Source organism: Vibrio cyclitrophicus, assembly GCF_024347435.1.
Lineage (GTDB): Bacteria > Pseudomonadota > Gammaproteobacteria > Enterobacterales > Vibrionaceae > Vibrio > Vibrio cyclitrophicus.
This window is the reverse complement of record NZ_AP025481.1, coordinates 1,425,310-1,451,431: the sequence shown is the minus strand read 5'-3', so window position 1 is coordinate 1,451,431 and position 26,122 is coordinate 1,425,310. Positions and strand designations below refer to the sequence as shown.

The 26,122-nt window shown below is 43.3% G+C and carries 23 protein-coding genes; 8 read left to right on the top strand and 15 right to left on the bottom strand.

The window, feature by feature from the left end:
- Positions 1-92: 92 nt before the first annotated feature.
- Positions 93-1,208 (top strand): HDOD domain-containing protein, encoded by a 1,116-nt coding sequence (locus OCW38_RS21185; protein WP_016787429.1) that lies wholly within the window; start codon positions 93-95, stop codon positions 1,206-1,208.
- Between the two features lie 110 nt (positions 1,209-1,318).
- Here OCW38_RS21185 and OCW38_RS21180 read toward each other — a convergent pair whose 3' ends face one another.
- From OCW38_RS21180 to OCW38_RS21165, 4 genes are all read right to left on the bottom strand, one after another.
- On the bottom strand, positions 1,319-1,717 hold the full coding sequence (locus OCW38_RS21180) for a DUF1090 domain-containing protein (RefSeq protein ID WP_016784374.1): 399 nt from the start codon (positions 1,715-1,717) through the stop codon (positions 1,319-1,321).
- Positions 1,718-1,904: 187 nt separating this feature from the next.
- Positions 1,905-3,425, bottom strand: coding sequence for an SgrR family transcriptional regulator (locus OCW38_RS21175; protein ID WP_146492919.1), 1,521 nt, complete (start codon positions 3,423-3,425; stop codon positions 1,905-1,907).
- Between the two features lie 10 nt (positions 3,426-3,435).
- Positions 3,436-4,446 (bottom strand): Gfo/Idh/MocA family protein, encoded by a 1,011-nt coding sequence (locus OCW38_RS21170; RefSeq protein WP_261896034.1) that lies wholly within the window; start codon positions 4,444-4,446, stop codon positions 3,436-3,438.
- 115 nt (positions 4,447-4,561) lie between these two features.
- On the bottom strand, positions 4,562-5,461 hold the full coding sequence (locus OCW38_RS21165) for a homocysteine S-methyltransferase family protein (RefSeq protein WP_016787425.1): 900 nt from the start codon (positions 5,459-5,461) through the stop codon (positions 4,562-4,564).
- A gap of 242 nt (positions 5,462-5,703) precedes the next feature.
- Between OCW38_RS21165 and OCW38_RS21160 the strand changes: the two genes are divergently transcribed.
- On the top strand, positions 5,704-6,405 hold the full coding sequence (locus OCW38_RS21160) for a lipoate--protein ligase family protein (protein WP_016767344.1): 702 nt from the start codon (positions 5,704-5,706) through the stop codon (positions 6,403-6,405).
- Between the two features lie 148 nt (positions 6,406-6,553).
- On the opposite strand, the gene OCW38_RS21155 is transcribed toward OCW38_RS21160, so the two are convergent.
- Both OCW38_RS21155 and OCW38_RS21150 read right to left on the bottom strand, forming a co-directional pair.
- Positions 6,554-7,372 (bottom strand): SDR family NAD(P)-dependent oxidoreductase, encoded by an 819-nt coding sequence (locus OCW38_RS21155; protein WP_010431869.1) that lies wholly within the window; start codon positions 7,370-7,372, stop codon positions 6,554-6,556.
- A gap of 324 nt (positions 7,373-7,696) precedes the next feature.
- A complete protein-coding gene (locus tag OCW38_RS21150; protein WP_016767345.1) occupies positions 7,697-9,769 on the bottom strand; it encodes an alkyl/aryl-sulfatase in 2,073 nt (690 codons plus the stop codon).
- Between the two features lie 211 nt (positions 9,770-9,980).
- Here OCW38_RS21150 and OCW38_RS21145 point away from each other — a divergent pair, with 211 nt between their 5' ends.
- A complete protein-coding gene (locus OCW38_RS21145; RefSeq protein ID WP_010431866.1) occupies positions 9,981-10,883 on the top strand; it encodes a LysR family transcriptional regulator in 903 nt (300 codons plus the stop codon).
- An 86-nt stretch (positions 10,884-10,969) separates the two neighbouring features.
- Here OCW38_RS21145 and OCW38_RS21140 read toward each other — a convergent pair whose 3' ends face one another.
- The gene (locus OCW38_RS21140) at positions 10,970-11,812 is read right to left on the bottom strand and encodes a DMT family transporter (RefSeq protein ID WP_016767346.1); all 843 of its coding nucleotides are present in this window, start codon (positions 11,810-11,812) and stop codon (positions 10,970-10,972) included.
- A 254-nt stretch (positions 11,813-12,066) separates the two neighbouring features.
- Between OCW38_RS21140 and OCW38_RS21135 the strand changes: the two genes are divergently transcribed.
- From OCW38_RS21135 to OCW38_RS21115, 5 genes are all read left to right on the top strand, one after another.
- Entirely contained in the window at positions 12,067-12,456 is a 390-nt protein-coding gene (locus OCW38_RS21135; protein ID WP_010431863.1) for a VOC family protein, read from the top strand.
- Positions 12,457-12,507: 51 nt separating this feature from the next.
- Positions 12,508-13,032, top strand: a complete 525-nt coding sequence (locus OCW38_RS21130) for a hypothetical protein (RefSeq protein WP_016784369.1) — start codon at positions 12,508-12,510, stop codon at positions 13,030-13,032.
- Between the two features lie 182 nt (positions 13,033-13,214).
- The gene (locus tag OCW38_RS21125) at positions 13,215-14,654 is read left to right on the top strand and encodes a 6-phospho-beta-glucosidase (protein ID WP_065612757.1); all 1,440 of its coding nucleotides are present in this window, start codon (positions 13,215-13,217) and stop codon (positions 14,652-14,654) included.
- 99 nt (positions 14,655-14,753) lie between these two features.
- Complete coding sequence (locus OCW38_RS21120; RefSeq protein ID WP_065612758.1) at positions 14,754-15,752, top strand: LacI family DNA-binding transcriptional regulator; 999 nt, start codon at positions 14,754-14,756, stop codon at positions 15,750-15,752.
- A 203-nt stretch (positions 15,753-15,955) separates the two neighbouring features.
- Complete coding sequence (locus OCW38_RS21115) at positions 15,956-16,516, top strand: sugar O-acetyltransferase (RefSeq protein ID WP_065612759.1); 561 nt, start codon at positions 15,956-15,958, stop codon at positions 16,514-16,516.
- A gap of 157 nt (positions 16,517-16,673) precedes the next feature.
- On the opposite strand, the gene OCW38_RS21110 is transcribed toward OCW38_RS21115, so the two are convergent.
- The 8 genes from OCW38_RS21110 to OCW38_RS21075 form a co-directional block, all read right to left on the bottom strand.
- Entirely contained in the window at positions 16,674-18,032 is a 1,359-nt protein-coding gene (locus OCW38_RS21110) for a diguanylate cyclase (protein WP_102277715.1), read from the bottom strand.
- Positions 18,033-18,068: 36 nt separating this feature from the next.
- A complete protein-coding gene (locus OCW38_RS21105) occupies positions 18,069-18,938 on the bottom strand; it encodes a hypothetical protein (protein WP_016795402.1) in 870 nt (289 codons plus the stop codon).
- On the bottom strand, positions 18,907-21,345 hold the full coding sequence (locus OCW38_RS21100) for a fimbria/pilus outer membrane usher protein (protein ID WP_016767353.1): 2,439 nt from the start codon (positions 21,343-21,345) through the stop codon (positions 18,907-18,909). Before OCW38_RS21100 ends, OCW38_RS21105 begins: the two co-directional genes overlap by 32 nt.
- 43 nt (positions 21,346-21,388) lie before the next feature.
- A complete protein-coding gene (locus OCW38_RS21095; protein ID WP_016767354.1) occupies positions 21,389-22,063 on the bottom strand; it encodes a fimbria/pilus periplasmic chaperone in 675 nt (224 codons plus the stop codon).
- Positions 22,064-22,115: 52 nt separating this feature from the next.
- Positions 22,116-22,787 carry a hypothetical protein gene (locus OCW38_RS21090; protein WP_261896025.1) on the bottom strand — a complete coding sequence of 224 codons (672 nt, stop codon included), beginning with the start codon at positions 22,785-22,787 and terminating at the stop codon, positions 22,116-22,118.
- A 122-nt stretch (positions 22,788-22,909) separates the two neighbouring features.
- Positions 22,910-23,554, bottom strand: a complete 645-nt coding sequence (locus tag OCW38_RS21085; RefSeq protein WP_010431833.1) for a response regulator transcription factor — start codon at positions 23,552-23,554, stop codon at positions 22,910-22,912.
- Positions 23,555-23,585: 31 nt separating this feature from the next.
- Positions 23,586-24,344, bottom strand: coding sequence for a helix-turn-helix transcriptional regulator (locus OCW38_RS21080; RefSeq protein ID WP_016767355.1), 759 nt, complete (start codon positions 24,342-24,344; stop codon positions 23,586-23,588).
- Between the two features lie 387 nt (positions 24,345-24,731).
- Complete coding sequence (locus OCW38_RS21075; RefSeq protein ID WP_010431827.1) at positions 24,732-25,916, bottom strand: MFS transporter; 1,185 nt, start codon at positions 25,914-25,916, stop codon at positions 24,732-24,734.
- Positions 25,917-26,122: the final 206 nt, after the last annotated feature.

Below are 26,122 nucleotides of genomic sequence, written 5' to 3'. Positions count from 1 at the left end.
ATTTATCACTGTGTGGTTTATGAGTTATCTGTGCAATAATCACTGCTGTTATATATCCCGATCTGTTTTATATCCATCTAGGAGCCGTATTGATGTTTAAAAGGGTATTGCAGGCACTATTTTCCCCTTTTGTTTCTAATCAAAGTAAGCAAAATGATTCATCAAAGAGTGTCTCTCAACAAAGCGTTTCTTCTGATTCCGTTCTTGAGCAAAGCACTGCACCATCTCATTCTTCTATTTTTGTTCCGTCCTCATCGGCTCATGAATCATCACTCATTGTTGATAAAGCAATAAGCTTGCACGATGCTGAGTTTCTTGACTATTTATTTGGAGAGTCTCGCCTGCGAACGGAGTCAGATCCGTTTAGTGACTTTGTTGCTTGTCAGATCGAACGTTTGATTCGCTCTCCAAAAGCCTTGCTTAATGAATTGCCAGTGATGCCAGCCTCTGTGACCACATTAATGGCAGAATTACAGAGTGACGAATTTGATGTAGATGCTCTGTTGAAAGTAATTGAGCGAGAGCCGAGTATGGCTGCCGATGTAATTAAACTGGCTAACAGTGCTTTCTACAAACGCAGTGAAAAACAGGTAACCGACCTAAAAACAGCATTCCTAAATATGGGTTCTCAAGGACTTGTTGAAGGGGTTGTGAATAGCTACATGAAGAACTTCACGCCGGGCAACAATATTTACTGGCGTCATTTCGGTGAGAAAATTTGGAATCACAGCGTTCAAACCGCGTCTTTTTCTAAGGAGTTGATGAAAGATTCTTCATCCCAAGAAGATCAAGCGGCGGCGTACTTTGTTGGGTTGATTCGCAACTTAGGCAAGATGATCATTTTCCAAATGATGGTTGAAGCCTTCAAGCATGTAGATCCTTCTGTTCCGCCTAACTCGTTAGCGTTGAAGCGCCTGATGAACAGCTACTCTATTCGCCTGACTTACACCATAGCTAAGTTCTGGGAGTTGCCAGAATCTGTGCTGACGGTGATTGGTTACCAAGAGTCGAGCCGATATGAATGCACGCCACTTGGTCAAGCTGTGTTTGAAGCTAACTACTTGAGTGAGTTGTTTTATTTACTAGAAGAACAAACGATTGAAGTCGAGCAGTTTAAGCGCAGATGCAAAGAGACCCTAACTTTGCCTGCGGCATACAACGTGGCCAACCGTATCTATAAAGAGTCTGAATTGGCGCTGGTGGGATAATAACGACTGGCGTTGGCTAGATTGGTTCTTGAGGTTGCCATAAAGCGGTATTTTCTAAATGGTCTAACTAAGCAGTAAAGCAGTGAGACCATTTCTGTATCTAGCTTCGATTAAGGGATCTCAGTCAGTTCTTGCTTCAATTTATCGGTTTTACGCAGTTCTTTTTCGATCTTACCCTCATATTTTCGAATCTTATCCGCTCTATCGTCTTGTTTTGCTTCTTCTAAGTCGGCTTGGTATTCAGCTAAATCTTGTTCATTGGATTCAATCTTCTCACGCAGATCATCCTTCAAACCTTCATTGGTGCAGTTCTCTTTCGCCGCTTTCAACGCTGTGGTTAATCGCTCCACTTTGTACTGATTGTCGTACTGCTCAGCCTTCTTTATTTGATATTCGATCTCACAGAATTTCTTTTCACAGCCTATAAGCGCATCGCATTGGGTACTCGCCATGCTGTTAAAAGAGAGCGCGCAAAGAAACAATAATGGGCCTTTTAAGTGTCGAGTCATGGTTTACCTTCTCACTGGTTTATTTAGCTTGAGCTTATTTTGTTTTTACTGTTCTCAAGCTTACCTTGGTTGAGACTAATTTAGCCTAGCCTCATGTCTATATTACTTTAGCACCTGATAATGACGCTATTGGCAGCTGAATGTTAAAGATAAGTCTTTGTGCCCAATGATTTCTTTCAGGTCTTACTCAGAAGTGGCTAATCCACAATTGGTCGAGTTCGCACCAACCGAATCCATTTACTTGCGCGCCTTGTATCTTTTCAGAAACCTCTAAGTTGAACGCCTCTTGCTTGAGCTCAACCACAACCCCAGAGTCATTCAACCAATGCTTGAGTTCCAACAGTGCATTCATCGCTAACTCAAAGTTGGGCTGGTTTGTTATTGAGGTTAAGCCTTGTTCGATTCTGTCTATCATCTCAGTAGGCAGTGCTAAGTCCTCAAAGGGAAAGCGAGTGAAAAAGCTTAACCACGAAGTGAAGGTGTCGTTCTCATCAATAATGCTGCATAGCGCGACATCTTTGGTAGTTAGGTAGTTAGTTAGGTAGTGTCCATATTTCACGTTGGTTTTGCTGTCGCCGGATACTGACAATTGCTCGAAAAGGGTTTGGCATTCAGAGGTGTCTTCAACAGTGAATTCACGAACGGTTTTCGACAACATCGGGCTTTGAATCTTGAAGAAGGTTGAGCCGAAATCCGGTTGGGAAGAATGGTCATCGCCACACACAGTGACCGTCTTTTCGGGCAGTTTTACGCACACCTGATTTTGAGCGCAAGCTTTGCTCTGTGCCCATTCCGGATAGACCCACAACTCGACTCGATTGAGAATCGGAGTGCTGTGTGAATACGTGCTATTACGGCTTAATCTCAACATCTTGCTTGAGAATATGTCTAGTGAGAACGCGCCAGATCCAATCAGCCTATCAGTCGGTGATGAGTGATCAAATACGGAGGCTTCAACTCTGGCAAGTAAGCGCGGTAAATGCCAATCCGGTTGATTCAACTTCACGACAACCACATTACCAGCCGAAGCAGAAACCTCATCAATATGCTGATAGCAGCGACGCCATATTTTGCTTTGAATTAGCGAGTTAAGATTGCGTGCTATGTCTTGAGGTTCGAGTGTTCTGCCGTTATGGAACTGAACGCCATTGCGAATTTGAAAGTGCCATTGCGTAGCGTCTTGATTAGGTTGCCAATGATACGCCAAATCGCCGCTGAGTTTGCCGTGTTGAACGGTGGTTAGGCGCTGGCAAACTTGCATCACTAAGAAACGTTCGGTGCGTCTAAGCACTCGTTGAGGATGAAGTGCTTCGAGTTCTCGGTGAAAGGGAATGTACGCGACGTTCTGCGCAGATTGATTAGCGCTGTTTAGAAAGGCTTGCAGTTCTGCGCCTGCATTGCGGCCGTTGAAGCTTAAGGTGCTAAACACTTGTTCTATGTTGCCCGTATCGGCTTGGGTTTGTGCGTATTGGTAACACGCCTCAATGGGCTCAACCAGACACATCAGTTGTGCTTTCTTGCTTCGGCCTGAGCTTGCTTGCCACTCAATCCAACCTTGTGCTGTCATTACTTTGAGTAAGGTTTGAACGTGACGTTCACTTACATGCAGCAGCGTGGCCAGTTGGTTGATCTGACAGTGTGATACTCCTGGCCCAAAAGCCTGAAATATCTTTTCATACAGTTCAAGCTTGCGCTTAAGGTTGCCCAATTTGCTTTTCCTAACGACGAGGTTGAGTTAAATGTTTATAGCCAGAGTCAATGAGTGCTTTTTCCATCGTATCGAGCACTTGAAAGGTTATCTCTGGGTTTAGGATATCGGACTCAGTTTTGCCTTGAAGGACTAACTCTGAAAAATGGTCAATTTCAAACTCGAATCCATTGCCCGTCACTCGTTTGTTGATGGTCGACTTCTGCCCTTGATGTTCAATCTCAATAAAGGCCGGATTCCACCATTTTTCGTGAATGGTGATCTTAGTGTCGGGCCCAGTCAAGTGTGCTGATCGGGGAAGGTTTTGCACCGTTGATGCCGATATCTTACCGTTCATACCACCAGAGAAGGTAAAGCACGCATCGGTATCAACATTCGCCCCCTCATACAGGCATGACACCTCTACTTGAGGTTTTGAAGGGTTAACACTCAGAGTTCGACACAGGTCGTAGAAGAACCAAAGCCCGTAGACCCCAACATCGAGCGTTGCTCCACCTGATAACTCTGGGTTGAAGATAAATAACTCTGGGTCATAGTCGTGATGGTTACCAAAGCTGGCTTCGATTGAGTCTATCTGAATGTTGTTGTCGACCAAGAATGATTGGAGCTCACGATACGCGGGAAACACCACGGTCTTCATCGCTTCTAGCAGCATCACGCCATTTTGTTTCGCGAGAGCTTTCATCTCAAGCCAATCAGCAAGGTTAGTGAAAGCTGGCTTCTCGACCAATACGTGCTTATTGTTCTTTAGAAATAACTCGGCAAGTGGCTGGTGGTATGGGTGAACGGTGGTGATGTAAACCGCTTCTACTGCTGGATCATTCGCCATCTCCTCATAAGAGTCATAAGCCTTAGCGCAACCAAATTTATTCGCGAACGTGGCTGCGCGTTTATGGTCTCTCGCGGCAACCGCATAAAGTTCACCACGCAGACAGTGCTCTGTTACAGAGGTTGCGAATCGATTGGCGATGTTGCCTAGCCCTGCGATGCCCCATTTAATTTTTCGTTGCGTGTCGTTCATCAGTTGCTCCAAATCGTTGTTTTGTATCAGTGTACTCAGAGACGCCACATACAAATAGAGAACAGATTTCTCAACCTGTTCTCTATTTATCTAGATTGTTGTCGTGATGTTATTATTAGCTCTGTATGGAACGTTTCCAATCCGCCAAAACTTGAATGTGTTTTGGACCGATGCCACAACAGCCACCGACGATATTCGCGCCCAGTGCGTGCCAACGTTTGGCGTAAGTTAGATAACCTTGACCATCCAGTTCACGCATTTCTTGAAGCATGTCGTTTGCTTTATGTTCGCTGCTGATAGGTGCAAAGTTATTGGCGTAGACACCAATTTCTAAACCACTACCTAGCTCATCAATCACTTTCTTTGCATCAATGATCGCTTGATCCATCACTTCAGGCACTGAACAGTTAAACATAATGCCTTTCGCGTTTGATTGGCAGGCAAGTTTAATGGCATCCGCTACGCTCTCTCCAGAGCGAATGTTCGCAAAATCGCCCTTGGTATCTTCCAAACTGAATGCGTAGTAACACGGCTTATGTGAGTGCTTGAGTACCGCGTGAATTGAGTCGAATTCTTGCAGGCTACAAATCGTTTCCACTATCCAAAGGTCGATGTTTGGATCTTGAGCATCGTAAAGCGTTTGAATGATTGGTGCTGCTTCTTCTACCTTGAACAAATCTGGTCGGTAGCTGCCAAACGGCGGTGGAATCGCGCCCGCAACTTTCACTGTGTGAGGAGCATTATCAGCAACCGCCTTCGCCAGTTCGCCAGATAGCGCTGCTAGTTCAAAACCTCGTTGCTCGAAGAGTGATTCACCCAAATGAAAAGGTACACACGCGTAACTATTGGTGATCAGGATTTCAGCGCCAGCATCGACAAAATTTTGATGCGCTTGGCTAACAAGATCAGGGGCTTCAATCAGAGCTTGAGCGCTCCAAAGCGGTTGAGAGAATGGCGCGCCAATTTCTTTGAGTTCTCGGCCCATGCCGCCATCAAGTATGGTTAGTGTTTTCATATTTAATACTATCTAAAACAGTTGCTGAAGTTCTGCCGCCACCATATCAGACAACCTTGTCAGACAGAAGCCATCAAAGTGGAAGTAGTTTAGCTAAATCAATGCATCTCAATAATTAAAGGAAAAAGGGCTGGAGGGGTAATTGGTGCTATGCTGCATTGGGTTTCAAAGGTATGTTTATCTCATCAACCATCCCAGAACGCTAAATACTAAGTCACCACAATCTGTAGAGGAAAAGTGCATTGAAGTTAACGAATAAACTCGTACGTTACCCGCACATTGATGTTGATCGTGCGTTTGAAAAAGAAGCTGAATTATTGCAGCAAATACAGGCGGGTGAGATTGGACAAGCCTTAATGCTGTGGCAAGCAAAAACGCCAACGCTCGTTTTACCCGCAGGTAAAAAGTGGCCAGTGACGATAGAGTCTAGAAAGCAACTCGCGGAACAAGGCTGGCAACTCACTTCTCGAAAAACGGGTGGAGCTCCCGTTCCCCAACTGCCGGGGATCATTAATCTGTCGCACATTTACCATTGGCCTCGTGATGAAGCCTACAACATCCAAACAGCGTATCGACATTTATGCGATGTCTTAACCCAGTTTTTTAAAGAGCTGGGCATTGGTGTGGATGTACACGCAACCCCTGGCTCTTATTGTGATGGTGACTACAACCTCAATATCAATAAACAAAAAATAGTGGGTACTGCGCAACGTGTATTGCTTAAACAAGGGGGTGGCCAAATCGTACTTTCTCAAGCTTGTATCTTGTTAGATGTAGACCTAGAGAACATCGTTGAGCCCGTGAATTTTTATAATCAAATTTGCGGGAATCCAACTGTGGTGGATGCGCAGGTTCATACTCCGTTGTCCGCGCATTTGACGACCCTCCCCAACGTAGACTCACTCTTTCAGCAATTAAGCCAAGCTTTCATCAAGCATGCGTAATGCCGTTATTTCGTTAACGCTATGCCAATTTGTTGGGAGAGGAACCATTTCAATTTTACCTAAACAATAGATGAAGTTCTCTCGTCAAGATATCGGTGAGTTTGGGGTTTTGGAGCGCTCCTAAATATGGAACACTCCTTGTATCTGGCTAGCGAGAGTAGAGGTGTTCTGCAATCAACTGGTCTATGGTGGTCACCAGTTTGTGGTTTTTGTCTGTGTCTAAAGCATCAGAGTGAGGGTCTTTAAATAGCCCTGAGTCATTATCAAAATACTTCCCAGAAGCGTTGGAAAACTCATCAGACAATGCCGCTCTAGATAAAATGTCAGCACCAATACCTAGGTCATTTCCTTCCAACCCGTAGGCATCTTTGACTAATTTACTGCCAAGGAATGAAGCTGGATTGACAGGAATAATCGATGGTCCGTTAGCTCCGATTTTGTGAGCGAGGCTGATAGACCACATTGTGAGGGCTAACTTGCTTTGCGCATAAATAGGGCCATCTAACTCTCCTGCGTTTGAGCTGGTCATCAGATCAAGATCTACAGGGGCCTGTGCTGCTGAAGATAAGTTGACGATGCGACCAGAGGAATCAAAAAGTGGAAGTAGTAATTGTGTGAGTAGGTAGGGGGCAATCGTGTTAACGACGAATCGAACGTCTAGATTATCCTGAGTTGTGATCTTATCTACCTTATAAACGCCAGCGTTGTTAATCAGTACATCAAGTTGTTTGTGCGCTGAGTTGATCTGCTGTGCGAGTTCCTTTACATCTGCCAGGGAAGATAGATCAGCAATATAACTTTCGATGACTGCGTTTTTAGAGAGCCTGGATAAACTGGTTTTTACCTTATTCAGTTTCGCAGGGTTGCGTCCATGAATCAGGATATGGTGTCCTTGCTGAGCCAACATTCTTGCTGTCTCTAAACCTATACCATCTGTCGCGCCTGTGATCATGATTTTTTTTTGCATCTTTCTTCCTTTGAAACGTTGTCCGTGCAACTTTTATAACAAAGTTTGACCGCACAAAATTTCTATTGGTTCACATGCTGGGACTAAGAAAGGGTATGAATTGTGTTGTAAGTGAGAAATATGACAATACAGAGGTCCATAAAGAGACCGCCTGGGTGCTGCTACTTTATGATAGTTGATTGGAAAGTATAGGAAATGAAGCACTGCTTTATTCTTTGATAAGAAAGCCTCAACTAAATGAATTAGCTGAGGCTTGGTCGGTATTAGCCTTGTGATAGCCTATATTGGCTTCGTTGACGTTATTATAATGCTGTTATTTAGACCTTAATGAGCGTGTACAGCTGAATCTTGGTATAGCTCAGCATCGACTTCTTCACCTTTGTTCGGGCGAGGCACAATCTCAAAAGAGGTATCAGCTTCAGTGAGAGAAGACAATAGTTTGTTAAGAGACGACTTGTCGCCTTTCACACCTGCTTGCCTTGCTTCCATCAGCTTATTGAGTGTCGTTCTCTTCAGTACGATGTCAGACACATCTGATTTGTTGATGATCAGTGTAGTATCTGCATCTTGTAGGTCTGATACTTGAATGTTGTTCAGGTTACCGTTAGACATTTCAACGTAGTAGAACTCTTTCACATCAGGTAACTGAATGTTCATCGTAAATGGCGTGTTTTGAGCCTTCAATGAATCCACTTTTACCGCTAAGTAATCCAACAAGTTCTCAATGGTCATGTTAGCCAATACATCCGGTGATGCTGTTTTTGGTGCGCCCGGCTGTGTGCCAATACGAAGCTCTTGAGCGCCCGTTAGGTAGATGTTTCTCCAACCTGCACCTTCTGATTGATAACCCAATTGCTCGTAAGTATCGGCCAATAAGCCACGTGCAACTTTGTTCTCCGGTTCAGCTTGAATCACCTTATTCAGTGCTGTTGCAACGAAGCGGTATTCACCTTCTTGGAAATCTTGCTGTGCTTTTTCAATCACAGCGTCGCTACCGCCCATGTACTCAACAAACTTCACCGATTCTGGTTCTATCGGCAGCGGGTTTAGGTTGGCTGGGTTCATATCAAAGTAGCCAAGATACATGTTATACACAGCGCGAGCGTTGTGTGAGTAAGTGCCATGGTAACCATTGGTGTGCCAAGATTGTTGAATACTGTCTGGCATCACTTTGTAGATCTCGTCACCGATGTCTTGTAAAACCACCCCATTATTCGCTAGGCGCAGTGTTTGGTTATGAGTAAAGCCGTACGCGTCACGCTGCATTTTTAGGTAATCAGAGATCTCTTGCTCTCCCCAAACTGGCGCTGAATGAGAAGCAAACAGCACCTCTGTTTCTTCGCCCCATGTCACTAGCATCTCGTTGATTTTCTTAGACCACTTCAAACCATCACGTACTTTTGCACCGCGCAGCGTGTACAGGTTATGCATGCCTTGGTAGGTCAGTTCGCCTGTCCAAAGAGCTTTCATGCTTGGGATGTAAGTGACCATTTCTGATGCCGCTTCGGTGCCTGATGCATCCATGAATTGCATTTCTAAGCCGTCAATAACTAGCGTTTCAATTTCTTCGTTATGGTTCAGCTCGTAGTCTGGCAGTACGTAAGTAATGCTACCTGTTGATAGGCCTTTCGATAATGCCGCATCAACAATACCGTGTTCATGTCGGTTCAACGTAGCACCGTATTGATAAGCAGTACGTCGAGACATCGCATTACCTGCCAATACGTTCTCGTCTACGATTTCTTTGGTAATATTTTTCGAACCGTACACTTTCACATCTGGGTAAGCGTCTTTAATCGCTCTTGCGCCACCAAAGTGATCAGCGTGTGAGTGTGAGTAGATCATTGCGACAACAGGCAGTTCACCGCCATCAGGCACATTGCTCTTGAAGAATTTGAGTGATTTAGCGGCTGCTTCTTTGGTGAGAAGAACGTCATAGGCGATCCAACCATTGTCACTGCGGATGAAAGAAATAGACGCTAAGTCTGCACCTCGTACTTGGTAAACCTTACCTGGAACAACTTCATACAAACCTTCAGCTGCTTGGTTTAGTACTGCTTGGCGCCATAATGATGGATTAACTGAATCAGGTGCTTTGTCTGCGTTTGTGACACTTGGTTCGATAAAGTTGAAACTGTTACGGATGATGTCGCCTGTTTCTTGGTCGAAGCTTGCGATTAGACCTCTGTTGTTATTGTCGAACGCTCGGGTGTCTGAGAAGTTGAGCGTTTTCGCAAATTCTTGGTTGGCTTGTGTTGTCATTTTAGTCGCGTCTTTGCCACCTTGGTCGCCAATGTCACTAAAGTGTGCATGGTCATGATTTGCAGCAATAGCAGGAAACGCTAGAGAGATTGCAAGGAACAGTGAAGCATTTTTGAAAGTGCGTGAAGTTGTCATTAGAGCCTCTTCAATTCGGGGAATTGTTTCGTTGAGAGGATTATATGGCCGTCAAACATAGCAAAAAATAAAGTAAACTTTAGTTAATACATCACGAACTGTTATGTATAAGCTAAGCTTTAGTGATAAACAGAATTTAGAGTGTGATTTTCTAGCCAGTAGCCAGTAGCCAGTAGCCAGATAGAAAGGTTTGTTAATAAGGAGTTCGTTTGTGAGTGACGTTGAAAAGTTAGATTTAAACTTGCTGAATGTGTTTTTAGAAGTGTATCGGTTGAAGTCGATAACTTTGGCATCTGAGTCTCTGGGTATGACACAGCCGGGTGTGAGTGGCGCACTCAAGCGATTGCAGTCTCAGTTAGGCACCGATCTTTTCATCAGAGAGGGGCGAGGGATCAGTCCCACGAATGCTGCAACGCAATTAGCACTTAGAATCGAACCTGCGTTAGACGGAATCTCAAGCGCTGTAAGTTCATTGCAACAGTTCGATAATCAACAACATCATGTGTTTCGAATTCTGGTTAATGAGATAGGTTTAACCAAGCTTCAACCTCTTGTAGAAAAAGATAATACTCTTGGAAATATCTCTATTGAGTTCAATATGGTACCGAATAACGAAGAAGATTTGCTTCAGAGTTTAAGTATGCAGCAAGCAGATTTAGCGATCGATATCCACTACCCACAAGTTAATGGGTACATGAATCAGCAAGTCATTGAGGATAGGTTGGTGTTGATCGCTCGCCAGGGGCATCCAAGAATTGATGGTTCAGTCACTGAAGCTCAATATTACGATGAAAAGCATGTGACTTTTAGGATGCGTCGCTCTCGTCTGTACACTGCAGATTACTTTACTAAGCAGGCTATCAAACCGAGAAAAGTGAGTTCTGAGTGTGATTCATTGATGATGATGTGTGTGTTAGTTTCTGGCTCTGATTGTGTTGGTAGTACTTCTCGTGACTTCGCTAACCAATTTGCAGAGCGATTCCAACTTCAAGTACTTGAGCAACCGTTTGAGGTGTTGCCGATGCAGCAATATATGATTTGGCATAAAAGAACGGAGTCGAACCTTGCTCATCAGTGGTTGAGGAACAAGATTCAACAATACATGGCTGATTAGCCGTGGATAAATTATCTGTTGTCGATTAGCTTTTATAGCGGTTCAAGCATGCATTGTTGAGGTGTTATGGGTTCATTGGTCACTAATTAGCGAGCAGCTCTCGCAGCACGTTTTTGTTTTGCGCTCTCTATCATCTTAGAAGGTGTCATACCTGTCACTAACATGGTGCCAGTGATTACCAGAATTGAACCAGTAATCGTATTGATACCAATTGCTTCACCTAAGAATAAGTTACCCCAGAGAATACCAAATACCGGAATGATGAAGGTAACGGACAGGGCTGAAGGTGCGCCGAGTTCAGAAACTAGATTGAAGTAAAGCAGGTAAGCAAGTCCAGTACACACCGCGCCCAGTAAGATAACCGATGTGGTAATAGTTAGATCCGGAGCCTCTCTCATCGGAATGAAAAAGATGAACGGCAACACGATCAATACCGCAGCCCACATGCTGCCATGAGCATTATTGAATGCCTCAACTTTAGGTGCTTGTTTGGTATAGTTTGAAGCTATTCCGTAGCTAAACGCGGCCATCACCGCAGCAAAAATCGGAAGTACAGCCTCATGGCCAATGTTTATCGCATCCCAACCAACGAGTACTCCTACTCCCGCTACCCCAATCCCAAGTCCTACTAGAACTCTCGCCTCGAGTGCTGTTTTAGTCCATATCGCACCAATGATTGCCGCCCATATTGGCGCGGTAGAATTCAAGATGGCTAGGGTCGAAGCGTTAAGTGTTTGCGCGGCATAAGCGAACAGTAAAAAGGGAACTGCGGTATTAAACAGCCCAAGAATAAAGAAGTGTTTAGCATGAGTGTTGAACGTCAGCTTTTTTCTTAAATACAAAGACACCAACATTAGCGTGATTGCTGCAAACAGTACTCTTGCTTCAATTAACACTGCTGGGCCCAATGGGTTAGCGGCAATTCTCATGAACAGAAACGAACCGCCCCATATCGCAGCGAGAGTTATTAATTTTAGAAAGTTCACGGCTTATATCTCAGAATGTGTAAAACCCGACTATGGAGGAAAGATAACTATTACACAAACATAGATACCAATACTGTGCGGTTATGGACATAAAATCGAGTCCGTTAATCAGGAACAATTTCGATGAATTTCGTTCTGTTTATAGTTCCTTATTTGATGAGTAATCTAGCGTTAGACATCAAACTTAGGCAAACAAAATGAAGATTGAACACATCGCAATTTGGACCAAACAACTTGAAGTTCTGAAGCTATTTTATGAAGATTATTTCGGCGCGACATCGAACTCAAAATATCACAACCCAACTAAAGGGTTTTCTTCCTACTTCCTCTCATTTGAAACTGGAAGTCGTTTAGAGATTATGGAAATGGATTCTGTCCCTGAATCGAAAGACGACATCTATGATCAGTTCACAGGCTTCATTCATATGGCGATTTCACTAGGGTCTGAACAAGCGGTCGATGCACTGACTCAAAGTTTGGTCGAAGATGGCTATGAGCGCTTAGATGGCCCAAGAAGAACAGGTGATGGCTATTATGAGAGCTGTGTACTCGATCCGGATGGTAATCGCTTGGAGCTTACCGTTTAATAGAAGGCGCTTGAATAGCGTTTAATTCACTAACGGAACTGAGGTATTACAATGATGAAGCGTACTTTGACTTTCCTTTTTAGTCTTGGGCTTATGGGATGTGTTACCTCAGCTCTGGTGTATGAGAAGAAGCCAGGTGCGAAGCCTGACTCGTCACAACCCATTGGTTACCTTGGCTTTAAAGCTCACCAAGAGTGGGCGATTCAATTCAATGATTGTACGGTCTACGATTTAATCGGTGCGCAACCTTACCAGTGGTTTGATCGCACTTCAGCCTCTGTGAGCTGTTATACGTTTAAGCTAATCGATGCCATCGAGCCATTATCAGTCTATGCCGACGCAAATTTCGACAGCAATAAGCTAACCCCGATTAACCGCTTTAAAGAGCTGCAGGTATCAGAGTCAGGCTGGGGCAATTTTCCTGTCGTCTATGAGACCAGCGGCACCAATTGGCTGAGAGTTAAGGAGGGTTGGATTCACCTCACACTAGCGGATCAGACGCTCGTTCAGTTCTACCCAGGAACTCAAGACCAATTTGGCAAATCACAGCATGACCAGTATTTTGAGCAGCATTGATTGTAACGCTGACTTTTGATTAGTCTTTAGTTCGATCAAAAAAAGATCCATTAATTATTGTTGAAACCGGTTTCAGTGTGTATCTTTATTGAATCTTGAAATCGGTTTCAGAGTTGCAGCTTTTAAGTTTGTTACCTTAAACCTATCTATTTTCTGACGAATAACTTGTAGTGAGTGATGGTATGAACAACGAATTTCCGAACGATTTTTTATGGGGCGGTGCAGTAGCAGCGCATCAGTTAGAAGGCGGCTGGGATGCGAATGGTAAAGGTGTGAGTGTGGTTGATGTGTTAACGACAGGCGCTCATGGTGTTCAACGTCGAATCACCGATGGTGTGATCGACGGTGAAAACTACCCAAACCAAGTGGCGGTTGATTTCTACCATCGTTACAAAGAAGACATTAAGTTATTTGCTGAGATGGGCTTTAAGTGTTTCCGCACTAGTATCGCGTGGACGCGCATTTTCCCGAATGGTGATGAAGCCGAGCCGTGTGAAGCGGGTTTAGCGTTCTACGATGATTTGTTTGATGAGCTTCTTAAATACGATATTCAGCCAGTTGTGACGCTGAGTCACTTTGAAATGCCTTACCACCTAGCCAAAGAATATGGCGGTTGGATGAATCGTAAAGTGATCGATTTCTTTGTTAAGTACTCCACCACGGTGATGGAGCGTTATCAGCACAAAGTGAAGTACTGGATGACCTTTAACGAGATCAATAACCAGATGAACACCTCAGCAGACATCTTCGGTTGGTTGTGCTCTGGCGTGAAGTTCCCACAATGCGAAAAGCCGCAAGAAGCGATGTACCAAGCGGTTCACCACCAGTTTGTTGCAAGCGCATTGGTAGTTAAGAAAGGCCACGAGATAAATCCAGATCTTCAGATCGGTGCAATGTGTGCGATGGTGCCTTTCTACCCTCGTTCTTCAAAGCCTGAAGACATCATGGTGGCGCAGCAAGCGATGCGTGATCGTTACTTCTTCTCTGATGTCATGGTTCGTGGTCACTACCCAAGCTACGCAAAACGTGATTGGGCTATCAAAGGCTTAAATATCGAAATGCAGCCTGAAGATGAGCAGATCCTAAAAGAGGGTAAAGCCGATTACTTAGGCTTTAGTTACTACATGTCGAATACCTTGGATTCGTCGTCTCACCAATCAACAGAAGAAGCGATGGACGGTGGACATGAAAACTCAGTAGAGAACCCGTTTATTAAGTCGAGCGATTGGGGCTGGCCGATTGACCCAACAGGCCTGCGTTACTGCTTAGCATCTCTTTATGAGCGCTATGAAGTGCCACTGTTCATCGTTGAAAACGGTTTTGGCGCTGTTGATACCATTGAAGAAGATGGCAGCATTAATGACGACTATCGCATTGCTTACCTTGGCGATCACATCAAAGAGATGAAAAAAGCCGTTGCGATTGATGGTGTTGACTTGATGGGGTATACCCCTTGGGGCTGTATCGATTTGGTGTCGTTCACCACCGGTGAGATGAAAAAACGCTACGGATTCATTTACGTAGATAAGCATAATGATCAATCTGGCTCACTAGAACGCAAGCGCAAAAAGTCATTTGAGTGGTATAAAGGCGTGATTGCATCTAACGGTGCCACTATTTAGAATGCATTTCCCAGCGCAGTTATGAGAACTGTGAGCTGTCATTTTGCAATGAATTAGTCGGCTTATGTCGGCTAATTTTTTATAAAGGAAAAGAAGCGAATGGTAACCATGCTTGATGTCGCGAACCGCGCAGGCGTATCTAAGTCGACCGTTTCTCGTGTCTTAAATGGCAAGAACATCGTGCGTCCAGATGTGGTGAAAAAGGTATTTGATGCGATTCAAGAAACGGGTTATCGACCAAACCTATTAGCTCAACAATTGGCGACTAAGAAGACCAACTTCATCGGTTTTGTGATCACTAATGAGCTGTTCAACGGTCCTTACTTCTCTTCCTTGATGTATCACGCGGCTTCTTATAGTGAAAAGTCGAACCACCAACTGGTGATCACCGATGGTAAACACTGCGCTGAAGACGAAAGAAAGGCGATCAATTTCCTGCTCGACATGAAGTGCGCGGGCATCATCATTTATCCGCAATGTTTAACGGAAAGCGAGATTGCTCAGATCATCGAAAGCACTGACACGCCGATTTTGGTGCTCAACCGAGAAATGCCGTCGAAGCCCAATAATGCCATTACCACAGACCATTATCAGAGCGCTCGTTTGATGGTTGAACACATCATCGAACAGGGGCATACCGATATTGCCGTGATTCGTGGTAAAGCCGGTTCTTCGACCGATGAGCTACGCTACCAAGCCTATCAAGATGTGTTAACTAAACATGGTATTACATTGGATAAGTCCAAAGTGGTTCAAGGTGATTGGACGATGGAGAGCGGTTATCACGCGGCTCAGGCTCTGGTAAAAAGTAAAACCATATCCACTGCTATCTTGTCGGAAAACGATGACATGGCGATTGGTGCGATTAAGGCATTAACGGAGCTAGGTTATTCATTACCTCAAGACATCTCTATTGTAGGATTTGATAACAGTAAAGTCGGTGCGTTTCTAACGCCAAGCTTAACCTCTGTCAGCGTGCCATTAGAGCAAATGACCCTAAAGGCGATCCTGCAAATTGTCGGTGAAACAGAGCAAGCGACCACCATCAATACCACCGGTAGTTTGGTGTTGCGTGATTCTATAGCGAAGCTAAATTAGCACGGTTCGAATTTCATATTTCACCTACAAAAAGTGACGAGCTGCGCATCTCTTAAATCAGGCAAAAACACTCCTTATTCACTGTTATTTAGATGTGCGATATTGCGTTTTTTGGTCGATGAATTGACCACCATTAGTTAAGTAATGTAAAACGAGTTGAGTAATATGAAAATAGCTAAGTGATACGAGAACAGGTAAGTAACGTGAAAACAGAAAAACAAAAAATGCTAGCAGGCGAACCTTATCAGGCTTGGGATAAAGAGCTTTATGCTGCTCGTATCGAATGTCGTAAGGTGCTTCAAAAACTCAATAACAGTATTCCAGACACACTCGAATGGGAAGAGGCAACTCAAGAGCTCATTCCGGGCTGTGAGAACGCGCACTTAGAGCCGCCGTTCCGTTGTGATTACGGCTCGAACATCAAGTTGGGCAAGAACTTCTACGCTAACTTTAACTGCGTGATTTTGGATGTGGCTGAAGTGACCATTGGTGACAATGTGCTGCTTGGTCCGAACGTTCAAATTCTTACCGCAGGTCACCCACTCGATGTGAAAGGCCGCGTTGAAGAGGGCGTGGAGTTCGGCACTCCGATTAACGTTGGTGATAATGTTTGGCTTGGCGGTGGTGTGATTGTTTGCCCAGGAGTAACCATTGGCAAGAGCAGCGTGATTGGTGCGGGCAGTGTGGTAACTAAAAACATCCCAGCGAATGTGGTTGCCGTAGGTAACCCATGTAAAGTACTAAAATCGATTGATAATGATTAATTGACGCCACTGCATTTTTGAGCGGCTTTCGATCTCTGAGTTGTAGTAAACTAATGTTCTTTTTGTAAGCCCAGCTTTCTTCGTTGGTTGATTGGCTATTCTTTTCCTGTTCACAATTGCGGTTGCGGTTGCAGCGAACAGGAAAATTCGTTTTCTTTCAGATAAGGGAGCTTTGAACCAAATTGCGCCCTTGGTTTTTCGCTTGATACAACATCTCGTCAGCGGAAATAATGGCCTCTTCAATCGATTGCCCAGTCGATAAATCCACAAGTCCAAGCGAAGCTGATACTCCTCCTTTAATCATACTTCTGAGCTGTGGGTCGTAGGCGATTTTATCTCGAATTCTATCTGCTAACTTGATGATATCGGACTGACTTTCTGTTTTGAGAATGACGATGAATTCGTCTCCACCGATACGATAGCACTCATCGTTGTTTCTTACATTTTCTAATAATATCTCGCTTATCCGAACTAACACGTTGTCGCCGGTATGGTGTCCGTAGTTGTCGTTGATCAGTTTAAAATGGTCGAGATCAATGGCAATAACTCCGATACATCGGTTGTTTTTGCTCGTTCCAGCATCGCGAATGCGTGAGTTTGCACTTTCTAAGTAAGAGCGGTTCTTCAACCCTGTTAATGCATCTGATTCCAAAGCAATTGAGGTTCGATATTGATAATGAGAAAAAGCGATCAGTAACACATAGCCTATCCCTAACAATGCGATTACCTCAACAAAGCTTTGAATCACTCCCTTTATTTCAGCCACAGAACTGGTCATATTATCAAAGATAAAAAGGGTCGCACGAAGTTGTGGTAACGGAACTTCAACAAGATGAAAGTATCGAGAATTGTCATTGTTTAATTGGAAAAATATGACGTCCAGTAGTTCCACTTTGTTTACATAGACAGCGGTGTCTTCTGGAGGTTGTAAGGCGTGCGTGTTCGATAAGTCTAGATTTATCTTTTCTCCAGAAGGCATAAAGTATTGATGTTGATTGTCTCTTATAAAAAGAAGCGTGTTGGCCGTGCCATTGATTTCTGGGAAGTAATGTTGCAGATCGACATTAGCCTCGTGGTATAGGGATGTCCGCTGCGACACGAGCCCTGCTATTAAATTGATATGAGGTTTTGGATGATTGAAATTAAACCCCCAAAGTGTCGTTTTTCCGTTTTTCATGGCAAGAAATTGAGGTGACGATGTACTGATATTGAATCGTTCTGCGATGCCTTGAATGTCAGAATTTGAGAAAGGTCGCGTAGGCTGATAATAAACGCCACCCACATTGGGTCTGTTGGCATTTGTTGCTTCTGAGTTTAAAGAAGTACCTAAAATATTCAGTGTTCGCACGACATTACTTTGAACCAGCGTTTGAATGAGATCGCTTCGGTGAGTTTGATCTTTCTCAACAAAATGGATGGTTCTACGGATTTCACCAATATGAATACAAAGGATGACCAAAGCGAAGCAGGCCATGACCCAATGTCTTTGTTTCATTGCTAAATTGATAGCATTCATATTGGTGTACCTTTGTTAAAATGTCACAGCGCTACTTCAGAAAATAGGATCTATTGCTTTTACTTGGATATATAATTCATCGCGGTAACTTCCCGCTCGTGACAGGTTGGTGTTGTCAGTGATCGAGAGTAAAAAAGGAATGGTGTGCTGGCCGCGACTATAGTTTTTTATGGGAGTCATGCGGTGCAATCTGGACACTTCTATCCCATTCACGGTCAGTTGATAGGTAATCGTCCAATCCGGGTTCTGGGTATTGATCAGTTTGCCGTGTCGAGATTTAACCCAAAGCTCTGTTAGAGAATTAGAACGGATCATAAAATCTGCTTGATAACGCTTACCACTATGAAGTTCACCGAGTTGCCAACTGTATCCTGTTGCTGAGCGGTGAATGTTGCTTCCATGGCCAGACCAATCAAAAGTAACGAAAGACTTTATCTTGTAAGTTGCGGTACTTGTTAGTGTTGATACAGGGTTGTCTTCATACTTGAGCTTGGCAATAAAAGGAACAGTGTATTTTGCAGCGTAGTTAATTTTTGCTCTCGGATCGACCAAGTAAAAACGGACCGGAGAATTGTATTTTGCGTATAGCAAGTACTCTCGCTCTTTGGGATCATAAGTAAGCATTGTTTGGCTTTGGTTGACGAAATAAGGTCCATTTTTGTCCAACGTATTGAGAATTTTTAGTCGAACCGACCTTAATGAACATTCGCCTCTTTGAGAGCGTAGCTTTTTGAGCTCGTATTGAATTTTCGCAAATCCCGATTTATCAAACTCAATCGGACCATTGTTAAGTTGGGTTAAGCTCCATACTCCGTTGCAACTCTGTGCTAGTAATGGTGAAGGCAGCCAGAGAATGCATAATGTGAGCAGCCAATTAGTTTTTTTCATTGGAGTTACTTTGAACATTGTTTGCTCCTTGTTCTAGTTGAATATCAGAAAGTCTCAACAGGTTATCGTCTGATTCAGGGATGCTGATGATCCCCGTTGCGTTGGAGTTGATCGTTTCGATTCGATAATCACCGCTGCCTATTCCTTCAATAACGAATCTTCCGCCTTTGTTGGTGAAGAATGGATAAGATGTGTCATCGAGATCGGTTAAATAGCCTTGAGTTAACGCAAGCGGTTGACCGTTAGCTAATAGTAATTTGCCTATTATGGTTTTAGATTTATTGGACCCAACGGTGATGAGATGACTGGTATAAGCGCCTGGGGTGATGTTGTACAGATAATTGCCGATGTCATAACCAACAGGTGCGTTTGGCGCATCTACAGTAAAGCTCTGAGTGATGTGGGCTGTAGAGAGGCTGATAGCATTGGGGTAACCTTGCTGAGAAATCGCTTCTGCGTACGCGTCTTCATCGCTGTTTATTAGGGCGTCCGACTCTAAACTTTCATGAACTTGCACCACAGCCGCCGCACCATATATTGGGCGTGACCAAGAGAGATTGCTGTCACTAATTGTGAATGCTGTACTGGGTCTAAACGAGGTGACCACGGTGTCTTCGGTACTGTTCGAGTTGTAATAATTGATGTCTCCATCATATCGAACCCGGTTGCCTATGTAGTCACCACGTAATTGATACTGTCCTTGATTCGATTCGACATCAGCAGATAGAGAATAGCCATATTGGCCAACTTGATTTTTACTTGGCTTACTAAAGCTTGCTCGTAAGATCTCAGTATCGCTGGCGTATCCGGCATCTGCGGTGTATTGCCCGTCATCAGAACTCCATGTCCAATCAACAGATACAATACCCTCTGTGTTCGAAATGCCCTCATTTGGGTCTTCTTCATGAGTAACACCTAAACCGACCACTACATTGGAGTAAGACCAAGACGTTGAGGCTTCTGCACTCCATTCCGTATCGTAACCACTCTGCTTATCAAGGTTATATGAGAGCGATAAGTAAACATCATCGGTAATGCCTAAGGTATAGCTGACTGCTGCTGAATGGCCTGTCGTTCCTTCTTCCGTCCAAGGTTGATAGGAATAGGTATCGTAAGATTCAAGCGCGATACGTAAGTTGGGGGCGCTGTAATTGTTTTGATCCCAGAGCGAGGCGGCATAATCGATGCTTGCGATATAACCGGTTTCATCATATTCACTCGACTGGCTGCCTGATAGTCGAAAGCCAATATTACCGATGGGGGTGCCAAAAGTGGAGATCCCCCCTAGTATGAATCCATCTTTATGATAAAAGCCATTCAACCCAAGCGTTAAGTATTCGGTTAAGCCATAGTCATAATAGGCACTGGTGATTAAGCTTTCGGTATCGTACCTATAGTGACTGTCTTTTATTTCTGAAGGAGCACCCAAATACACGCCAAAGTCGGATATTCCCTCTTTGAGCAGTTTAGAGTTGTAGAATACGCTGTAGAGAATGGAGTCTCGTCTTCCCGATTGATATTCAATATCTAAACGAACGTCATTACTACCTGAAGACAGTGGCAAGTTATCGAGCATATAACGTCCAGGTGGAAGTCGAAACTCTGTCACGTAGGAACCATTAATGTACAGTTCGATGTCGGCAGACTCTTCAAGCACTAAGGCTTGAGTCCCTCCTACCTGAATACTGCGATTCGGTTGTAATGCTGAGTAATTACGTTCAAACCCGATTCCGCCAAATTGTTGGCTAGGTAGGTGGCCTGAAGTACTGTTAACTTGGTCGCCAAAAGTGACTCGATAAGGGGCTTCTGCACGGTCGATAAAGGCCGATATATCGCCACGATAAAAAGTTTGTTCCTCACTGGTGCCATCATCAAAATAGCCTGACAGTTTATAGTTAACTCCCCGCGCACCAGCAAAGTTTCCTGTGGAGATCCACTCTATATTCCACTTTTGTTCTTCATTTTGAGTCTCAACTCCTCGTGTATCAGATAGGCCAAAGTTAAAGTTATTGATGTTGGTGAAAAAGGCTGATGTGGAATAAATAGGAGGAGAGTAAGGTGCGCTGAAACTTAGCGCTTGCTCTTTTCGTGCATCTTGAACGAAAGATAATGAGATAGACATGTCAGAGGATGAAAAGGAGAGCAACACACCCCACTCTTTCAATGTTTCCACTGAAATAAAGGTATCTTTGTACGAAGATAATTTACCTGATACTTCACTTGTAAGCGCTGAACCAATCAGTGTATTCAGTTGAATGGTATGAACCTTGGAGATCGTTTTACCATCAGAGAACGCATCAATATCGCCCACTGTTGAGCCTAAATAGTTGATTGGGAATGGAAATAACCAATCCGCGGAATAGGCGTGAGGTTGGGCTAGCAAGCATAGAGAGACGCACAGAAGAACTGTGTAATATCGGCTCATGTTACCTCCCAATAAAGCTCGTGTAGAAGCAGGTGGTTCAGTGTTAATTATTTTGTTTTATGGCAATACCAGTGACTTTTTTGAATTGGTTTGGAATAGGATAATAAGCGGTGGCACCAGGCATTAAGTAACCACTTGTCTTAGTGTCAATCTGGCTCCACGGTAGGTCTTTTTTCTCGCCGTTAGTTTGAAGTTCGAATACGGAATGAAGCAAGTTCACTAGAACTTGGCTTGTGTTTTCTACCACTATGTTTCTATCTTTAATCGAGGACTTCATAGTGGGCTTTATTGAGTTCGGAGATACAAAAGCTAAGGTCGAAAAACTAAGCAGTGTTCTTATTTTACTGTCACTATCTTCAGGCCCTTCGACTTCTAGTTCGTTGAATTCAATGCGGTACAGTTTGGTCATTGTGAGAGTATCGCTAGGGATATAGCGCACCCGAATCTTTTGAGAACTTTGTGGGTCTACCATTATTTGAGGAGGCAAAATGAGAAAACTGTCTTCATTAAGTGTTAGTACCTCTCCGGTTTCATCGTAACTTACGTCATACACTACAACTTCAATTGGGAGTGAACGGTCTTGAGGGTTATTGATCGTATAGCTTGAGAGAGCCTTTCCTCCAAATTCGTTCATTTCTTGATACATAGGGGTAATTTCGTAGCTGAAAGCGACGGCGTGGAAGAGTAGCAGACTGATAAATAAAGTAATGTTTTTCATAAAACCCTTCCTTGGTAAAATGAGCCCACGTTTGTGGGCTCTAATTTATGAGCTAAAATCCACACATGTGGTGACAAGTTTTCGCTTGGAGTTTCACATACACTGTAGAGCGATAATTACCGGCTCTTGCTAAAGCTGCACCCTCTGTTGTGATACTAAGAGGAACTTCTGCAATTCTTGCTTTTTGGTGTTCACCACTCCATTTAACTTGGAAGTTACCTGTCGTATGACCAAACAAACCATCACTTGCATTGCTTGTATCGAAAATGTCGGTTTGATTTGCTTGTAATGTGTAATCGATACGTTCTTTACCAATGGCCATGCCGAAACGAGTCATTTTGAAAGGTGTGGCAGTCATATCGACTTCCATTGATTTCCCGTAGTTACACCAGGCACGAAGACTTGCAATTGGTTTACTGGCTGTTAGCCCTGAGACCAAATTTTTGCTATCTGCCAGCATGTTCGTTAGGTGGATATCACCATTAACAAACTCTCCGGCTTGTGCTGATTTCAAGTTGAGCACACAACGTTGTGGAATCGTGCCTTCCATGCGAATGTGTGCGCCATCAGTGTTCGTTGCATTGGTCAGAAGAGCATTGGTTGCTTCTCCAAATTGAACCACATTAGCTTCTAACTTGGTTCCACCTGGACCACCACCAACAGCGAAACTATTTACACTGAACATCACACCGGCTACTGCTACCGCTAATATTAATTTTTTCATAATTATTCCCTCATTACTCTTGTTATTCCCGACAACAAATACATAGTAATTAGGATTTAAAAAATACACCTCGCAACGAGGGGTGATATATTGAATAAATAAGTATGAAAAGAGTGCTAATTTTAAACGGTTAATTCATGAGCTTTAGCAAATAGTTCATGTCGAGAATGTACATTCAACTTGGACATCACATTGTAAGCGTGTGTTTTTACTGTGTTTATACTGACATTTGTGTCGTTTGCTATTTGTATGTTTGAAAAACCTTGAATCATTAATTCAAAGACTCTTTGCTCTTTCTTTGTTAAAAAAAACTTTGATGTTACTTTTTCTGTGATGGAATAGGATTTCTTAGAAACGCTACTGATACAAAGGTCAATAATAAAGCTTTCCATAATATGTCTAGGGAACCAAAGCTCTCCCTCTTGAACAGATTTAATGGCTTTTGGAATAAATTCAAAATGATTCACTTCTATTTGGCCAAAAAAGCCAAATTTTAGGTAATCGTAACAAGCGCTGCATTTAATATTGATGGCGATCCACTTATCTTTTCTATTGATAATTGAAACACCACACTTGTCTGGCATCGGTATCGTACTTCTGTCTAAAAGCACAACGCCTTTATACTCAGGGTCAAGTTCAGAATAAGATTCGATAACTTGAAATTGATTGAGTGGGAAAGAAAGTTTCAATAAATCTCTGATCACTCGCGACAAGGTGTTGCTGCGAGTGATCAAGCATGTGTAAGGTGCTGGTCGATTATTTTGCATACTTTGAGCCTTCCTTGGCGGCAGAAGCGAATTAGGTGTAAGCAGAGCGTATTGGTGGGCTGATGAGCCACTGCCCTTGTCCAAATCGAGAGATCAGTTGGTTTTGGTTTTTACATTGTGTTTTGTGCAGGATACTCTTGATCTGACTGCGAACCGTTTCTTTTGATACATCACGGGTTTGTGCGATCTCAGTACCGTTCAATCCTTTAGTCAGTAGATCAAGCACATCAAGTTCTGACTTAGTCAAAGACGGGCTCGTGTTGGCCGTTTTTGGCTCAGAATATTTACGCCAATGTGAGACCATAGTACGGTGGGCGACCCATGAATTTGCCCAAGCGATGGCAATGTCACATATTGATTTTAACTGGCGTAATTCATCAATCCGGAGTTCATCGACACTATGAAACATTATTGATATTCCATGTTCGTAAAGTAGATTTTCAGAAATACTATAGAAATTCAGATAATCTTGGGCGACAGGGAGCTTGTCATGACCCAATATTCTATTGTCCATTATGTCATCTATCTTGTGATGAATTTTTCCTTTACGGCTCTTTGAAATCAACATGAGATAATCATCTAGATTGTCTGTGATTACCTCTGTCAGCGAGACTCCATCTGACAAACCATCAATATATTTGAAGGCTGGGAAGTCTGGTTTTGATGAGATAACTAATGTGACATGCTCAATTCCAAGTGTAGTTAATCCATTTCTTATCGCTTCTTCGAATTCAGACGGGGATTTATTAAGTCCATTTTCTAGTGGAATCTTCAATTCTGATATCTGCATAACTCAATCCATTTAACCTATTGCAAGCGATAACTCGAATATATTTTGGTGCTTCATTTGAGTTTATCTAAGGTTGATATTAGTCATTAAATGATAGGTTTATCATCACCCAATTGGGTGAAGTAATCCACAAACAATCCACTTTTTATAATAATGGATGCTTATTGAGCAATTAATTGATTTGAATCAATATTAGAAGGGCGATATGGAAGGGTATTTAAATTCAAAAAAAGATTCATAATAAATTATTACTCAAATTATAATTAATAATCTCTTAATTTAATTAAATCGAGGATGTGTTATTTATGTTGTTCGATTCTTATTTGCGATAAGACAAGATAGAAAATAGCAACGATGTAAGATTTCATCGTTGCTATTTGGTTAGAGTTATTGGTTCGTCGCTTGGAATGCTGGTTTTTTATTGTCTAGAGCACCACTAATTCGGGTCAACACTAGCGCGATTAAGACAATCATAGCCCCAATCCAAGGTGTGTTCATTAATCCAGATTTTGCGACAATCAAACCACCTCCCCATGAGCCTAATGCAATACCTACGTTGAAAGCTGCAATGTTGAGCCCTGATGCCACATCGACTGCGTCAGGTGTGTATTTCTCAGCCAGTTTCACTACATAAACCTGCAGTCCCGGAACGTTACCGAAAGCAAATGCACCCCACACAAGTATGGTTGCGACCGATGCATAAGGGTTTACCGCGGTAAAGTTGAAGATTACCAGTACTGACGCTAAGCCAGAGAATATAACGGTCAGTGCTTTTATTGGGCCCATTTTGTCGGCCATCTTACCGCCCCAGATGTTACCAACCGCGACTGATACACCGTAAACGAGCATGATTAAACTGATAGAACTTGAATCAAACCCTGATACGTTTTCTAGTATTGGAGCGAGAAAGGTAAAGGCTGTGAATGTACCGCCGTAACCGAGTGCTGTGATGGCGTAAACCAACAGTAATCTAGGCTGAGTTAGAACCTTTAATTGCGTTGAAATCTTAGCGGTTGGCGGTTGTTTAAGGTTGTTTGGAACTAAGAAGGCGCTTCCAATAAGGGCTACCAGGCCAAGAATAGCAACGATCAAGAAGGTCGCTTGCCAACCAAAAGTTTGGCCGATGTAGGTGCCCAGTGGTACACCGGTTACCAATGCAACAGTTAAACCCGTAAACATGATCGCAATGGCACTGGCTGCTTTATCTTTTGAAACTAAACCGGTCGCGATGGTTGATCCAATCGAGAAGAACACACCATGGGCAAGGCCTGTCAAAATACGAGCAGCGATCAATGTGTTGTAGCCTGGTGCTTGCCATGCCAGTAAGTTGCCGACGACAAACAAGGCCATCACGCCTAGCAGTACCAGCTTACGGTTCCATTTTCCGGTCAACGCCGTTAATACTGGCGCGCCAATGGCAACACCAAGTGCGTATAAACTGACTAATAGGCCTGCTGATGGCAGAGATACATTCAAGTCGCTCGCCATCGTGGGGATCAAACCCACGATGACAAATTCTGTGGTTCCGATGGCAAAGGCGCTGAGCGTCAATGCAAATAGTGCTAGTGGCATAATCATCTCTCTTACTGTTCTGTGTTGATTATTGAGCGCGATAACATGGGGCAGCTTGCTACTGCGATAAGAGCGCTTCGTCTGATGGCGGGGATTATCTAGTAAAATATATTTGTTAAAAATGTCATCATTAACAAATAACCTTTGTGTTATTTGCAATAATTAGAGAGTTAGCCGATCATTGGATTAAGTTAATAAGATCGAAA

Coding starts and splice junctions, on each gene's coding strand:
- OCW38_RS21185 (WP_016787429.1), top strand. CDS start 93: ATGTTTAAAAGGGTATTGCAGGCACTATTTTCCCCTTTTGTTTCTAAT.
- OCW38_RS21180 (WP_016784374.1), bottom strand. CDS start 1,717: ATGACTCGACACTTAAAAGGCCCATTATTGTTTCTTTGCGCGCTCTCT.
- OCW38_RS21170 (WP_261896034.1), bottom strand. CDS start 4,446: ATGAACGACACGCAACGAAAAATTAAATGGGGCATCGCAGGGCTAGGC.
- OCW38_RS21165 (WP_016787425.1), bottom strand. CDS start 5,461: ATGAAAACACTAACCATACTTGATGGCGGCATGGGCCGAGAACTCAAA.
- OCW38_RS21155 (WP_010431869.1), bottom strand. CDS start 7,372: ATGCAAAAAAAAATCATGATCACAGGCGCGACAGATGGTATAGGTTTA.
- OCW38_RS21150 (WP_016767345.1), bottom strand. CDS start 9,769: ATGACAACTTCACGCACTTTCAAAAATGCTTCACTGTTCCTTGCAATC.
- OCW38_RS21140 (WP_016767346.1), bottom strand. CDS start 11,812: ATGAGAATTGCCGCTAACCCATTGGGCCCAGCAGTGTTAATTGAAGCA.
- OCW38_RS21135 (WP_010431863.1), top strand. CDS start 12,067: ATGAAGATTGAACACATCGCAATTTGGACCAAACAACTTGAAGTTCTG.
- OCW38_RS21130 (WP_016784369.1), top strand. CDS start 12,508: ATGATGAAGCGTACTTTGACTTTCCTTTTTAGTCTTGGGCTTATGGGA.
- OCW38_RS21125 (WP_065612757.1), top strand. CDS start 13,215: ATGAACAACGAATTTCCGAACGATTTTTTATGGGGCGGTGCAGTAGCA.
- OCW38_RS21120 (WP_065612758.1), top strand. CDS start 14,754: ATGGTAACCATGCTTGATGTCGCGAACCGCGCAGGCGTATCTAAGTCG.
- OCW38_RS21110 (WP_102277715.1), bottom strand. CDS start 18,032: ATGAATGCTATCAATTTAGCAATGAAACAAAGACATTGGGTCATGGCC.
- OCW38_RS21105 (WP_016795402.1), bottom strand. CDS start 18,938: ATGTTCAAAGTAACTCCAATGAAAAAAACTAATTGGCTGCTCACATTA.
- OCW38_RS21100 (WP_016767353.1), bottom strand. CDS start 21,345: ATGAGCCGATATTACACAGTTCTTCTGTGCGTCTCTCTATGCTTGCTA.
- OCW38_RS21095 (WP_016767354.1), bottom strand. CDS start 22,063: ATGAAAAACATTACTTTATTTATCAGTCTGCTACTCTTCCACGCCGTC.
- OCW38_RS21090 (WP_261896025.1), bottom strand. CDS start 22,787: ATGAAAAAATTAATATTAGCGGTAGCAGTAGCCGGTGTGATGTTCAGT.
- OCW38_RS21085 (WP_010431833.1), bottom strand. CDS start 23,554: ATGCAAAATAATCGACCAGCACCTTACACATGCTTGATCACTCGCAGC.
- OCW38_RS21080 (WP_016767355.1), bottom strand. CDS start 24,344: ATGCAGATATCAGAATTGAAGATTCCACTAGAAAATGGACTTAATAAA.
- OCW38_RS21075 (WP_010431827.1), bottom strand. CDS start 25,916: ATGCCACTAGCACTATTTGCATTGACGCTCAGCGCCTTTGCCATCGGA.